We start from the raw sequence: 14,535 nt of genomic DNA, 5'->3' as shown, positions 1-14,535 counted from the left end.
CGAAGACGAGTGATGCCCACCCCGAACAGGTCGGGGTGGGCATCACTCAGCGTGCGTCGCGAGCAGCCGTCACTCGTCGTGGGACGCGTGACGAGCGACCGAGTGATCGACCTGCTCGCCGTGCTTGCGCGCTTCGACGCGCGCGATGGCGGCGGCGACGGCGTCGCTCACGTCATCGTGCGTCTCGTCGGCGGGCGTCGAACCTGCGTCCACGCCACCGTCGGCTGCGGTGTCGGCGCGACGTGCCGCGCCACCGTCAGCGGCGAGCGCGGCGTTCGACTTGTCCTGCGCCGCGGCCGCGGCCGCGGCCATCGCCGATTGCTTGCGCAACTCGATCTTCGGCAGGAACAGCAGGGTGATGAAACCGAGCAGTGCGATGCCTGAGGCGAGCAGGAACACGTGGTCCATCGACTGCGCGAAGCCTGCCTCGAACGGGTGAGCAACAGCCTTCGGCAGGCGAGCGATGACGGAGGAGTCCTCGCTCACGTTGTTCAGGGCGCCGCCGCCGGACTTCGGGTTCGCCAGGCTCTGCAGGATGCCGTAGGCGTGCTCGTCCTTCATGAGCTCCTTGTCGGCGAGACCGCTCTTGAGGGCCTGCTGGAACGCGGGCGTCTTCGCCTCGTCGGTGAGGTTCGTCTTGATGTTGCCGCCCACCGTCGAGAACAGCATCGACAAGAAGATGGCGACGCCGACGGTTCCACCGATCTGACGGAAGAACGTGGCGGACGAGGTGGCCATGCCGATCTCGCGGGGGCTGACGGCGTTCTGCACGATGAGCGTCAGCGCCTGCATGCAGTTGCCGAGGCCGATGCCGACGATGGCCATGAACACCATGACCTGCCACAGCGGCGTGTCGGCGCTGATCGTGTGCAGCAGGAACATGCCGACGGTGACGATGGCGGTGCCGATGATCGGGAACTCGCGCACGCGACCCGTACGAGCCGTCAACTGGCCGGCTGTGATGGAGGCCGTCATCATGCCGGCGACGAGCGGCAGCATCATGAGGCCCGACTTCATCGGGGAGGCGTTGTGCACGATCTGCATGTAGAGCGGCAGCATCATCATGGCGCCGAACATCGCCATGCCGATGATGACGGAGGCGACGACGGTGACCGTCACGGCACGGTGGCGGAAGATGCGCAGCGGGATGAGGGCCTCGTCCTTCATCTTCGCCTCGGCGAGGACGAAACCGATGAGGCCGAGGATGCCGATGGCGAAGCAGGCGATCGACTTGCCCGAACCCCAGCCCCACGTGCGTCCCTGCTCGGCGACGGTCAGCAGCGGCACGAGGCCCACGGTGAGCGCGACGGCGCCCCAGTAGTCGATGCGGTGGTCCTGACGCGTGTGCTCGAGGTGCAGGGTGCGGGCGACGACGAGGAAGGCGACGATGCCGATCGGCACGTTGATGAGGAAGACCCAGCGCCAGCCGGTGAGACCGAGGATGTGGCCCTGCTCGGCGAAGAAGCCACCGATGACGGGGCCGAGGACGGAGCTCGTCGCGAAGACGGCGAGGAAGTAACCCTGGTACTTGGCGCGTTCGCGCGGCGGCAGGATGTCACCGATGATCGCGAGGGCCAGCGACATGAGGCCACCGGCGCCGATGCCCTGGATGGCGCGGAACGCGGCAAGCATGTACATGCTGTTCGCGAATGAGCATGCGAGCGAGCCGATGACGAAGATGACGATCGCGAACAGGTAGAACCCGCGGCGGCCAAAGATGTCGGAGAGCTTGCCGTACAGCGGGGTCGCGATGGTCGAGGTGATGAGGTAGGCCGTCGTCACCCAGGCCTGCGCGGAGAGGCCGTGCAGGTCGTCACCGATGGTGCGGATGGCGGTGGAGACGATCGTCTGGTCGAGTGCGGCCAAGAACATGCCCATCATGAGACCCGCGAGGATCGTCATGATCTGGCCGTGCGAGAGCTCTGCCGAGCTCGATTGCTGCGCGGGTGGCGCAGCGGTCTGTGCAGACAAGAGGGTGCCTTTCGACGTTCAGGCTGGGGGACGAAGGGGAGTGGGTTGCCCGGCGCGGGGCGTGCAGCCGCCCTGGTAGGCATCGAGCGATGCGGTGAACTTGAGCAGCAGGTGCTGGAACTCGCGGGCTTCCGCGGTGCTCCAGTCGGTGAGCAGGTTCTGCATCCACGCGGCGCGATCCTCGCGCAGTGTGCTGACGAGTTCGCGCGCGTCGGGCGTCAGGGTGACGAGTTGCGCGCGTCCGTCCTGCGGATCGCAGATCTTGGTGACGAGGCCGCCGTCGGTGAGTGCGCTCACCTGGCGACTGACCGTCGAAACGTCGGAGTGGACGATGTCGGCGAGGGCCGAGACGCGCAGCGGCTCCGCCTCGAGGGCGTAGAGCAGGGGCAGCGCGCCGTGGTCGGCGTGCGGGTGGGGTCGTGGCAACTTGCGCTTGTGCGCGCTCATCGCCTTCGCGGCCCCGACGAAGGATGTCGCGATGTCGCGTGCGACGGGGAGGTCGACGGTCACTTCGGTTCCTTGAGGGGAGGGAATGCCCAAGAATGCTTGGGCTGCACAACTATATGTTTGGTTGTGCCATGCAAGCAAATTCAATGGGGTGGGGTCGATTGGATGGACGGATGGGTCGCCGGGCCGGGCGGGCCCTGTCGGGCATGACGACGCTGGACGTCAGGGGATCGGGTGGCGCGAGGGGTTGTCACCGGGCCCACGTAGGCTGGGAGCATGAGTTCGAGCGCCACGAAAACCACCCCGTCTGCCCCCACAGGGCCGCTCGGTGGCGGGCGTCTGCTCGCGGCTGCGATGGCGCTCGCGGTCGCCGTCGCAGCCGGCGCCGTCGTGTTCACCGGAGCGAGCAAGCCGCAGCAGCTGCTCGACGCCGGCGCGATCGTGCGCTGGGGCATTGCTCTGTTCAAGCCCGCGGCGGACGTCGCGATGGCGGCGACCATCGGTTTCACCGGGCTCGGTGCGTTTCTCGTCGCCGAGGGCCACAAGACGATGCGGGTCGCGCGCATCGGGCGCTGGGCCTCGATCAGCGCAGCCCTGTGGTTCGGCGCGACCCTCGTCGTCAGCTACCTCAGCTACGGCGACCTGGCCGGCATCCCCGTCGGTTCGCGCGGGTACACGGGTCAGTGGTGGAGCAACACGTGGCAGCTGGAGATCCTGCGCAACCCGATGCTGACGGCGACCGCGGCGCTCGTCATCGCGGTGGTCTGCTGGTGGCACTCCTCGCGCACGAGCCTGGCATGGATGACGGCACTCGGTCTGCTCGCGCTGTGGCCGATCGCGTTGAGCGGCCACGCCGCCGGTTCGAGCGATCACGAGACGGCTGTCGACTCGCTCATAATGCACCTCGTCCCCGTGACGCTCTGGGTGGGCGGCATCATCGCCCTCGGCGTCATGTGGGGCCGCCTCGGCAAGGCCGCGGCGGCGTCGGTGCGGCGCTACTCGAGCGTCGCGACGTGGTGCGTCGGCTTCGTCGCTTTCTCCGGCGTGCTCGCCTCGACGCTGCGCGTACCCGACCTCAGCCAGTACGTGACGACGCGCTACGGCCTCGTCATCGTCGCGAAGGCACTGTGCCTCGTCGTGCTCGGCGCGCTCGGGCTCATGCAGCGACGCCGTGTCGTCGCCGTCCTCGAACGTGATGCGAGCGACCGGCCCAGCAAGGCGCTGTTCGCCCGGCTCGCCCTCGTCGAGGCGCTCGTCATGGGCGCGACGATGGGCCTCGCTGCGGCGCTCGCGCGCTCCGCGCCGCCGTCAGGGCAGGTCGTCGAGAGCGCCGACCCGGTCGTCGCGCTCACCGGATACCCGGCGCCGCCCGCTCTGACGCCTGCGAACTTCTTCTCGCAGTGGCGCATCGAGTGGCTGATGACGACGTTCGCCGTCATCGCCATCGTCCAGTACGTGCGCTGGGCTGTGCGCCTGCACCGCCGCGGCGACCACTGGCCGATCCACCGCACGATCCTGTGGGTGCTCGCTTGGCTCGTGTTCATCGTGACGATCGACAGCGGCGCCGGGGTCTACGGGCGCGTCATGATGAGCGTCCACATGGCCGGACACATGGCCATCTCGATGACGGTGCCGATCCTGCTCGTCATGGCCGCGCCCGTCACCCTCATGCTGCGGGCATGGCCCAAGCGCTCCGACGGCACACGCGGACCGCGCGAGGTGCTGCTGTCGGTCGTGCACAGCCGTTACCTCAACGTCGTCGCCAACCCTGCTGTCAGCTCGGCCCTGTTCTTCGTCAGCCTCATCGTCTTCTACTACACGCCGTTCTTCGAGCTGGCGCTGCGCACGCACACCGGTCACATCCTCATGAACATCCACTTCCTCGTCAGTGGCTACCTGTTCGCGTGGGCCCTGATCGGCATCGACCCCGGCCCCAAGAAGTGGCCGGCGCCGCTGCGGCTGCTCGTGCTGCTCATCACGATCACGTTCCACGCATTCTTCGGTGTCGCGATGATGACGGGTAGCACGTTGCTCGCGCCCTCGTTCTTCACCGCCCTGCACTACGTCTCGGATCCGCTGCGCGACCAGCAGGCCGCCGGAACGATCACGTGGGGCTCCGGTGAGGGCCCGACATTCTTGCTCGCCATGGTCGTCGCCGCGCAGTGGTACCGGTCCGACCGCATCGAGGGTCAGCGCGCGGAGCGTCGTGCCGAACGCGACGGTGACGCTGAGCTCAAGGCCTACAACGCCTACCTCGCCTCGCGGGGTGGTCAGGGTGGTCAGGCTGCGTCCCCCGGTCAGGCGGAGGGTGAAGAACCGGCCCGTCAGATGTCGTCGAGCACGACGGAAGCATCGTCGTCGACTACGGTCGAGGGTGAGCACGACGAACGTCCCGAGCAGCCCTCCGGGCGCGCCGAATCCGGCCGCGTCACCGTCGGGGGCATCGACAAGGAGTAGCCATGCGCGTCGCCGTCATCCAGCTTGCCTACACCGATTCGGAGCCGATGGGGGCGCGCATCGAACGCGTCGCGTCGCTCGTCGAGTCGCAGAAGGGCGCCGACCTCGTCGTGCTGCCGGAACTGTGGAGCGCCGGAGGTTTCGACTACCCGGCGTGGAACGAGAAGGCGCAGAGCGTCGAAGGGACCGTCGCGCGGGCGTTGTCAGAGGCCGCGGCGAACGTCGGCGCATTCGTTCACGCCGGCTCGATCATCGAGAAGCCCGGCGAGAAGGGCCCCGAGGGGCGCGGGCTGTGGAACACCTCGCTGATGTTCGACCGTGACGGCGACCTCGTCGGCACCTACCGCAAGATCCACCGATTTGGCTTCGGCAACGGCGAACCCAAACTGCTAGAAGCCGGCGAGGAGGTCATCGTCCTCGACCTGGCGCTGGGTGACAGGGCCGGTGGCGCCATGGCCGCCGAAGTCGCAGCCGACGACGGCGCCGTCTGCGACCCGGCGAACCCCGAGGCCTGCGTCGAGGCGTCACAGAGCGAATGGGCGATGGGCGCCGAACTGGCGGGGGTCAACCTCGACGGCGACATGAGCACCTCCAGCGAGGTGGACGATGCCCCCGCCGCGAGTGTCGCCGACGATGCGAGGGGTGGTGCGGCTGCGCCCGACGGCCACGTCAAGGTTGGTCTGTCGACGTGCTACGACCTGCGTTTTCCCGAGTTGTACCGCAAGCAGGTCGACGCGGGCGCCCAGGTGTTCGTCATCCCTGCCGCTTGGCCGGCTGCGCGCATCGCGGCGTGGCGCACGCTGCTGCAGGCTCGCGCCATCGAGAACCAGGTGTTCGTCATCGCCTGCAACACCGCCGGCACGCACGCCGGTACGGAGATGGGCGGCAACTCGGCCATCGTCTCGCCGACCGGTGAGGTGCTCGCCGAAGCCGGGCGCGGCGAACGCACCATCACCCTCGACATCGACCTCGACGACGTCGCCGCGACCCGCGAGGCCTTCCCCGTCCTGAGCGACCGTCGCCTCTGACCGCCGCCCCGGATGTTGCGTCATGAACGCGCGCCACACCGTGCGTTCATGACACAACATCCGGCTGCCCACAGGGCCTCAGCGCGCGCCACCCCGATCCGGGCACCCTCGGAGGGTGACTTCAGCGCAGACGACCCACGCCGACGCCCACGCCTGTGAACTGGCGTCCGCGACGTTCGGGGTGGTCTCGCGGGGGGCAACTGCGTCAGCTGGGCATCACGCGTCATCAGATCCGGACGCACGTGGTCGCGGGGCGATTCCGCATGCTCGGGACACAGGCGGTGCACGTGCTCACAGCTGGGTGGTGAGACGAACGATCACCCATCTTGGCCGCCGTGCTCAACGCCGGCAATTCCGCCTGGGCTGACGGCGAGAGGCGGTGATGCTGGCAGGCCTGCGCGGTTGGCGTCATGGCTGCGCAGTGATCGTGCGGCGGCGACCGTCCTCAGCATGGTGGCGCAACGACGAATGGCGCGGCCCGAGGCGATGATGCACGCCCTGCGGCTGCTGCCCAAGCTCAAGCGTCAGGTGTTGATCGGCGACGTGCTCGGCGACGTGAGTCAGCCTTGGCCGGTGCAGCCGCTGATCTTGCGTCGTGAACGCGCGGTATTGCATGCGTTCGTGACGCAAGATCGGGCGCGTAGGGTAGCGGTCATGAAACTTCGGGCGCCGGAACTGACGGGGCGGGGCTGGCTCAACACCGGCGGCGCCGACATCACGCTGACGAGCCTGCGCGGCAAGGTCGTCGTCCTCGACTTCTGGACGTTCTGCTGCATCAACTGTCTCCACGTGCTCGATGAATTGCGCCCGCTCGAAGAGAAATACGGCGACCAGCTCGTCCTCATCGGCGTGCACTCGCCGAAGTTCGAGCACGAGGCCGATCGCGATGCCCTCGAAGCCGCCGTCGAGCGGTACGCGGTGCACCACCCCGTCCTCGACGACCCCGACCTCACGACGTGGCAGGCGTACGCGGCGCGCGCGTGGCCGACGCTCGTCGTCCTCGACCCGGAGGGCTACATCGTCGCGTCGATGTCCGGTGAAGGACACGCGCACGGATTGAGCGTGCTCATCGACGACCTCATCGCCGAGCACACGACCAAGGGGACGCTGCGTCGCGGTGACGGTCCGTACGTCGCGCCGCCTGCCCCCGAGACGTTGCTGCGTTTCCCGGGAAAGGTCATCACCGCGCCGGCGCGCCCGGTGCAGGCGCAGCCCACGGGCCGTCAGAGCGCGGACGACGCCGCCTCTTCCGCGGGTGCCGGGGAGCACCTGACGAGCGGGGGTTTCTTCGTCAGCGACACCGCGCACCACCAGGTCGTGCACCTCGCCGAGGACGGCGAGACGGAGCTCGCGCGCTACGGCGGCCCGGGGGTGTTCAACGAACCACAGGGGCTGTTGCTCCTTCCCGAAGAGGCTCGCGCACGCACCGGCGACGACCTGCTCGTCGCGGACAGCGTCAACCACGAGATCAAGGCGATTCGGTTGAGTGACGGGCGGATTCGCACCGTCGCGGGCACAGGCGAGCAGCTGCGCGAACGTGACGGCGGCGGCCCGGCGCTGCGTCAGGCGCTGTCGACGCCGTGGGATCTCGCGTGGTGGCACGACCGCGTCATCATCGCGATGGCGGGCACGCACCAGCTGTGGGCGCTGCATCTGGGCGAGAGCCCCGAGCTCAACACCGTCGCCGTGCTCGCAGGCACGAGCAACGAGGGGATCCGCGACGGCGCCGCCCACGACGCCTGGTTCGCGCAGCCCAGCGGTCTCGCGACGAGCGCGGACGGCTCACACGTCTGGGTCGCCGACTCCGAGACGAGTGCCTTGCGCAGCCTCAGCGTGAGCGACGAGGGTTTCGAGGTGACCACCCACGTCGGGCAAGGGTTGTTCGACTTCGGCCACGTCGACGGCGCGGCTGACGCGGCGCTGCTGCAGCATCCCCTCGGTGTCACGGAACTACCCGACGGATCCGTCGCCGTCGCCGACACGTACAACGGCGCGATTCGGCGCTTCGACCCGTCGAGCGGCGAGGTGACGACGCTCGCCACGGGCCTGGCCGAACCGAGCGACGTCATCGTCGTCCCGGGGGAGGTGGACGCTGATGCACACCTGCTCGTCGTCGAGTCGAACGCCCATCGTCTGACGCCGGTGGCGCTGACCGCCGAAGCGCAACGCATCGAGGGCGATGCGCAGCAGACGCAGCGCCCGCCGAGCGAGATCGCCTCGGGCGCAGTGGAACTCGTCGTCACGTTCACGCCGCCGGCGGGGCAGAAACTCGACCACCGTTACGGCGACCCGACGATGCTGCAGGTGAGCAGCTCTCCCGAGGCGTTCCTACGCGACGGAGCGGGCAAGCAGCAGGGGCTCACGCGCACGCTGACGATCGACGAGAGCGTCGGCTCGGCCATCCTGCACGTCAGCGTCCGCGCAGCCGCCTGCGACGGCGACCCCGACACCGGCGAGGTGCCCGAGCACGCCGCCTGCCATCTTTACCAACAGGATTGGGGCATCCCCCTCGTCATCACCGGCGACGGCCCCCGCACGCTGACGCTCGACCTGCGCGGCGTCTGACGATCACGTCTGCTCTTGCCGGCCCCGGGGAGCTGCAACTCGGCGATGCGGGGTTGCCGCTCTCAGGCAGTGCGCCCGCGTGGGCGGTGTTAAGCACGTCGAGTGATCGATGCTCCGCCGACGTGACGTCGGCACCCCTTCGAAGCGTGCCCCCCCGGGCATCAGACCAGCGGAGCGTAGAAGTACGTCTGGCGGTAGGCGATGCGATCGCCGGCGCCGAAGCGGAAGAAGTCGGCGAACTCGAGGTGCGCGTCGCTGCCGTCCTTGAGCACCCCGTTGAACTCGCCGCGCACGAACGCCTCGTCGCCGTCGATGAGCAGTGACGTGACGCTGTGGCGCCCCGATTCGATGACGCGATCGCCCGAGTAGAACGCCCGCAGCGCCTCGCGGCCGGCCATGGGTTCGTATCCGGGGCGGCAGTAGGTGGCGTCGTCGGTGAAGATGTCGAGCACGCCCTCGACGTCGCCGGCGTCGACGACCTCGTAGTAGCGGCGGATGTGAGCGTCGCGGGATTCGCGCTGCATTCGGGTGTCCTCTCGTCACGTGGGTGTGGCGGCCGAGCATCGTCCGTCCGTCGCCACCGCCATGCGGTCGGCCCGAGCCGACCGCATGCCGTGTATCGCTGTCCGACCTCAACCTAGTGCGCGAGTCTCACCGCGGCTAGGCTGCCGCGATGACAGAAGCATCGCTGCCCAATGCGTCGGTGGCACCCGCGACGGGGACGTCGGTCGCCGCACGCCTCGACCGGCTCCCGATCACACGCAAGCATCTGCTCGCCACGGGCGTCATCGGCCTCGGGTTGTTCTTCGACGCGTACGAGAATTTTCTCGCCTCGACGATCGCCGCGGTGCTGAAGGAAGACTTCGCGCTGAAGGGCGACGTGCTCAAGTGGGTGCTCGCGTCGGCGTTCATCGGGCAGTTCATCGGGGCGCTGTTCATGGGGCGCCTCGCCGACCGCATCGGGCGGCGCAAGGCGTTCATGGTCAACCTCGCGCTCTACTCGGCGTTCTCGCTCGCGGGCGCGTTCAGCCCGAACGCGGCGTGGCTCGTCATCACGCGGTTCTTCGCGGGCATCGGCATCGGCGGCGAGTACGCGCTCGGCGACTCCTACCTGTCCGACATCCTGCCGAAGAACAAGCGCGGGCAGTTCATCTCGTGGGCGTACACGATCAGCTTCCTCGGGGTGCCGACGGTCGGCTTCCTCGCGCGCTGGCTCGTGCCGATGACGCCGTTCGGCATCGACGGGTGGCGCTGGCTGTTCGTCTTCGGCGCGATCGGCTCGATCGTCGTGTGGGCCGTGCGTACCGGGTTGCCCGAGTCGCCACGCTGGCTCGAGGCGCAGGGCCGTCACGACGAGGCCGACGCGATCACCCGCGAGTTCGAGGACGCCGCGCGCGCCGAGGGCCACACCCTCGCCGAGCCGGACGCGTCGCTCACGCCCGTCGCGTCCCGTCAGGTCTCGATGGCGTCGCTGTTCAAGGCGCCGTACACGAAGCGCACGATCATGTTGTGGCTGCTGTCGGCCCTCGAGGTGTTCGGCTACTACGGCTTCGGGACAGTGGCGCCGCTCGTCCTCGTCGCGAAGGGCTACAGCGTCACGAGCTCGCTGCTGTTCGTCGCGCTCAGCTACCTCGGCTACCCGCTCGGGTCGCTGCTGGCCGTGCCGATCGTCGAGCGCATCGAGCGCAAGTACCTCGTCATGGCGACGGCGACGCTCATGGCGATCTTCGGCCTGTGGTTCGGATTCGCGTCGTCGACGGCTCAGATCATCGCCGCCGGCTTCCTGTACTCGTGCGCGTCGAACCTGTTCTCGAACGCGTACCACGTGTATCTCGCCGATTCGTACCCGACGGCGATCCGTGGCACGGCTGCCGGCGCGGCGTACTCGTTGAGCAAGCTCGTCACGGCGTTCTTGCCGTTCATCCTGCTGCCGGTGCTCGAAGACCACGGCAGTACACCGGTATTCGTCATCGTTGCCGTCGCGATGGGCTTGCTCGTCGTGACGGTGGGGGCGCTCGGTCACCGCAGCACGGGGCGTAGCGCGGACGCGGTGTGACGGATGCCCGAGGCGTCGCGGAACCACCACCGAGGCACCACCTGGATCCGTCGCCCGAACCCGACGACAATGGGCCCATGACTCGCACGCTGCACGTCCTCAACGGCCCGAACCTCAACCTGCTCGGTGAGCGCGAACCGTCGATCTACGGCGCCGACACCCTCGCTGACGTCGAGACGCTCGCCGCGCGGGTCGGTGACGAGCGGGGGTTCGGCGTCGAGTGCTTCCAGAGCAACCACGAGGGGGCGCTCGTCGACGAGATCCAGCGCATCCGTCACGACAGCGCGGGCGTCGTCATCAACGCGGGGGCGTACACGCACACGAGTGTCGCCATCCGGGATGCTCTCGCGAGTGTCGAGGCGCCGTTCGTCGAGGTGCACATCTCGAACGTCCATGCGCGCGAGGCGTTTCGGCACCACTCGTACTTGAGCGACAAGGCGGTGGCCGTCATCGTCGGGTGTGGTGTCCAGGGCTACGAGTTCGCGCTACGTCGCCTGGCTGCGCTCGCCGCGACCCGCTGACCCATCTGCGATTCCTGTCCACATCTGCCATTTTCTCCACATTCGTCGGGCGTGGTGATCGGTACCGCCGCACGGCTGACTCGGGCGGACGCGTCGCCCGACGCACAGGACCAAGGTCGCGGGCGGGTTGTCACCGCTCTCGCCTAGGGTGGAAACCATGACGCGCAGTGTCTTCGTCACCTCAGCCGAAGGTGAAACCGGCAAGTCCACCGTGGCCTACGGGCTGCTCGACCTCCTCTCGCGCCAGGCCGGGCGCATCGCGATCTTCCGGCCCGTCGCCACCAGCACCCGCGACAAGGTCGTCGACCTGCTGCTGTCGCACCCGGCCGTCGACCAGGCCTACGAGGACGCGCTCGGCGTCACCTACGACCAGATGCACGATGACGAGTCGGGCTCGCTCGCAACGATCCTGGCCCGTTTTGACGAGGTGTCCGCCGACGCCGATCTCGTCATGGTGCTCGGCAGCGACTTCGCGGACGTCTCGACCGGCCGCGAAGCCGAGATCAACGCCATGGTCGCCGCGAACCTCGGCGCGCCCGTCGTCCTCGTCGTCCACGGGCGCGAGCGCACCCCCGAGCAGATCGCGCAGGTCGCCGTCATGGGTTGCGAGCAGTTGCGCGCGAGGCACGCAACGCCCGTCGCGATCGTCGTCAACCGCGCCACGAGCGGTGACGTCACCGGCATCCGCCTCGCACTGACGAAGGACGCCGAGACGGCGTCCGTGCCCGTCGCCGGCGTCATTCCCGAGGTTCCGTTGCTCGTCGCACCCACCGTCGCGGCGCTCGCAGAAGCCGCCGGCGCCGAGCTGTGGCGCGGCAATCCTGAGTGGCTGCAGCGCGAGTCGCGCGGGTTCGTCGTCGCTGCGATGTCACTGCCGAACGTGCTGACGCGCCTCGTCGAGGACGTCACCGTCATCGCCCCCGGCGACCGCTACGACATCCTGCCCGGGCTCGTCCTCGCGCATCAGTCCGGCACGTTCCCCGGGCTCGCCGCCATCGTCCTGACGGGCGGTTATCGCCCGCCGGAGAGCGTGCAGCAGCTGCTCGACGGCACGAAGCTCGACGTGCCGATCCTCGTGACAGATTCGGGCACCTTCGAGACGACGGCAGCCCTGGCGCGCACGCGCAGCGCCCTCAGCTCCGGCAGTGTCGTGAAGAAGCAGACGGCGCTGCGTGCGTTCGGCGAAGCCATCGACGCCGACGGCCTTCTCGCCGCCATCGACATCGACGAGGCGGCCGCCGTCACGCCGCTGATGTTCGGCCACCGTCTGCTCGATCGCGCGCGCAGTGCCCGCAAGCACATCGTCCTGCCCGAGGGTGACGATCTGCGCATCCTCAAGGCCGCGGACGAGGTGCTGCGTGGTGGCATCGCGCAACTGACGATCCTCGGTGACGAGACGCAGATCAAGGCGCTCGCGAGCAGCAACGGCCTCGACATCTCGTCCGCCTCGATCGTCTCCCCGCACGACGAGGAGCTCGTCGAGAAGTTCGCCGCCGAGTACGCCGAGATCCGCAAGAAGAAGGGCGTGACGATCGAGCTGGCCCGCGAGACGGTGCAGGATGTGTCGTACTTCGGCACGATGATGGTGCACCTCGGGCTCGCCGACGGCATGGTGAGCGGCGCCGCGCACACGACGGCCCACACGATCAAGCCGAGCTTCGAGATCATCAAGACAGCCCCCGACGCGGACATCGTCAGCTCCGTGTTCCTCATGGCGCTCGCCGATCAGGTGCTCGTCTACGGTGACTGCGCCGTCAACCCCGACCCGAACGCCGAGCAACTCGCCGACATCGCGATCAGTTCGGCGAAGACGGCGTCGGCGTTCGGCATCGAGCCGCGCGTCGCGATGCTGTCGTACTCGACGGGCACCTCCGGCAGCGGCGCCGACGTCGAGAAGGTGCGGGCCGCAACCGAACTCGTGCACGAGCGCGCGCCGGAACTCGCCGTCGACGGGCCGATCCAGTACGACGCGGCCGTCGAACCGAGCGTCGCGAAGTCGAAGATGCCCGACTCGCCCGTCGCAGGGCGCGCGACGGTGTTGATCTTCCCCGACCTCAACACCGGCAACAACACGTACAAGGCCGTGCAGCGCTCGGCGGGTGCCGTCGCCATGGGCCCGGTGCTGCAGGGGCTCAACAAGCCCGTCAACGACCTGTCGCGCGGCGCGCTCGTCGAGGACATCGTCAACACCATCGCCATCACGGCCGTGCAGGCGCAGGAGGAGAAGGCATGAACGACGTGGCGCAGGCGCCGAGCAGCGAGCGGGACGGCGGGGCCGGCAACGTCCTCGTCATCAACGCGGGGTCGAGTTCGCTCAAGTACCAGATCGTCGACCCGGTGACGGGCGAGTTCGTCGTCAAGGGCCTCGCCGAGCGGGTCGGCGACTCGGGCGGCACGATCACGCACGAGTACCGCGGCGAGAAGACGACGCACGACGTCGACATGGCCGACCACGGCGTCGCGCTCGAGGAGATGACGAAGGTCATGGCCGAGACGGGGTTGCCGATCGAGGACGCGGACGTCGTCGTCGTGGGTCACCGCGTCGTGCACGGCGGGCGCAACTTCACGGGCCCCGAGATGATCACCGACTACGTGCTCGACGAGATCAAACGCCTCGGAACCCTCGCGCCGCTGCACAATCCGGCGCATGCGCTCGGCATCGAGGCGGCTCGGCGCATCTTTCCCGACCTGCCGCAGGTCGCCGTGTTCGACACCGGGTTCTTCTCGACGTTGCCCGCCTCCGCGTACACCTACGCGATCGACGCGAAGCTCGCGAAGGAGCACGCCATCCGTCGCTACGGCTTCCACGGCACGTCGCACGAGTACGTCTCGGCGCGGGTCGCACAGTTTCTCGAACGTCCCGTCGAGGGGTTCAAGCAGATCATCTGCCACCTCGGCAACGGCGCGTCGATCTCGGCGATCGACGGGGGCCGCGCCGTCGACACGTCGATGGGCATGACGCCGCTCGAGGGCCTCGTCATGGGCACGCGTGGTGGCGACATGGACCCGGCCGTCGTCCTGCACCTCAACCGTGTCGCGGGGCTCGGCGTCGACGAGATCGACACGCTGCTCAACAAGAAGTCGGGCATCCTCGGGCTGACGGGGTCAGGCGACTTCCGCGACCTCATGCGGCGCGTCGACGACGGTGACGAGACGGCGCAGCTCGCATTCGACGTCTACGTGCACCGGCTCGTCAAGTACATCGGCGCGTACGCGGCGGCGCTCGAGGGCGTCGACGTCATCACGTTCACCGCCGGCGTCGGCGAGAACAACGCCGCCATCCGCGAGGCCGTGTGCCGCCGTCTCGGGTGGCTCGGCGTGACGTTCGACGCAGCCGCCAACAGCGCCGACGATCATGACGCGCGCATCATCTCCGCGGCAGGATCGCCTGTGACCGTGTGCGTCGTCCCGACGAACGAAGAGCTTGCCATCGCGCGTCACGCGGTGGCGGCGATTGACGCCTGACGCGCGCCCCCACTCGTTTCAGTTG

The 14,535-nt window shown here is 68.6% G+C and carries 10 protein-coding genes; 7 read left to right on the top strand and 3 right to left on the bottom strand.

Annotation, left to right across the window (positions count from 1 at the left end; translation table 11 throughout):
- Window positions 1–69: 69 nt before the first annotated feature.
- Window positions 70–1,971 (bottom strand): MDR family MFS transporter, encoded by a 1,902-nt coding sequence (locus AX669_RS03260; RefSeq protein WP_062256555.1) that lies wholly within the window; start codon window positions 1,969–1,971, stop codon window positions 70–72.
- A gap of 18 nt (window positions 1,972–1,989) precedes the next feature.
- Window positions 1,990–2,481 (bottom strand): MarR family winged helix-turn-helix transcriptional regulator, encoded by a 492-nt coding sequence (locus tag AX669_RS03255; RefSeq protein WP_062256553.1) that lies wholly within the window; start codon window positions 2,479–2,481, stop codon window positions 1,990–1,992.
- 213 nt (window positions 2,482–2,694) lie between these two features.
- Between AX669_RS03255 and AX669_RS03250 the strand changes: the two genes are divergently transcribed.
- From AX669_RS03250 to AX669_RS03240, 3 genes are all read left to right on the top strand, one after another.
- Entirely contained in the window at window positions 2,695–4,875 is a 2,181-nt protein-coding gene (locus AX669_RS03250) for a cytochrome c oxidase assembly protein (RefSeq protein WP_062256551.1), read from the top strand.
- Window positions 4,876–4,877: 2 nt separating this feature from the next.
- On the top strand, window positions 4,878–5,903 hold the full coding sequence (locus AX669_RS13810; RefSeq protein WP_006947062.1) for a nitrilase-related carbon-nitrogen hydrolase: 1,026 nt from the start codon (window positions 4,878–4,880) through the stop codon (window positions 5,901–5,903).
- 654 nt (window positions 5,904–6,557) lie between these two features.
- The gene (locus AX669_RS03240) at window positions 6,558–8,468 is read left to right on the top strand and encodes an NHL domain-containing thioredoxin family protein (RefSeq protein WP_040015046.1); all 1,911 of its coding nucleotides are present in this window, start codon (window positions 6,558–6,560) and stop codon (window positions 8,466–8,468) included.
- Window positions 8,469–8,629: 161 nt separating this feature from the next.
- Here AX669_RS03240 and AX669_RS03235 read toward each other — a convergent pair whose 3' ends face one another.
- The gene (locus tag AX669_RS03235; protein WP_006946988.1) at window positions 8,630–8,992 is read right to left on the bottom strand and encodes a nuclear transport factor 2 family protein; all 363 of its coding nucleotides are present in this window, start codon (window positions 8,990–8,992) and stop codon (window positions 8,630–8,632) included.
- Window positions 8,993–9,141: 149 nt separating this feature from the next.
- Here AX669_RS03235 and AX669_RS03230 point away from each other — a divergent pair, with 149 nt between their 5' ends.
- From AX669_RS03230 to AX669_RS03215, 4 genes are all read left to right on the top strand, one after another.
- Window positions 9,142–10,524, top strand: a complete 1,383-nt coding sequence (locus AX669_RS03230) for an MFS transporter (RefSeq protein WP_006946954.1) — start codon at window positions 9,142–9,144, stop codon at window positions 10,522–10,524.
- Window positions 10,525–10,601: 77 nt separating this feature from the next.
- Window positions 10,602–11,045, top strand: a complete 444-nt coding sequence (gene aroQ, locus AX669_RS03225; RefSeq protein WP_062256549.1) for a type II 3-dehydroquinate dehydratase — start codon at window positions 10,602–10,604, stop codon at window positions 11,043–11,045.
- 157 nt (window positions 11,046–11,202) lie between these two features.
- Window positions 11,203–13,278, top strand: a complete 2,076-nt coding sequence (gene pta / locus AX669_RS03220; protein WP_062256547.1) for a phosphate acetyltransferase — start codon at window positions 11,203–11,205, stop codon at window positions 13,276–13,278.
- Window positions 13,275–14,510 carry an acetate/propionate family kinase gene (locus tag AX669_RS03215; protein ID WP_062256545.1) on the top strand — a complete coding sequence of 412 codons (1,236 nt, stop codon included), beginning with the start codon at window positions 13,275–13,277 and terminating at the stop codon, window positions 14,508–14,510. The genes pta and AX669_RS03215 overlap by 4 nt, the downstream gene beginning before the upstream one ends.
- Window positions 14,511–14,535 lie beyond the last annotated feature (25 nt).

It is taken from the genome of Dermacoccus sp. CCH2-D9, assembly GCF_001556795.1.
GTDB classification, from domain to species: Bacteria; Actinomycetota; Actinomycetes; order Actinomycetales; family Dermatophilaceae; genus Dermacoccus; species Dermacoccus nishinomiyaensis.
This window is presented reverse-complemented; position numbering and strand designations above follow the sequence as displayed.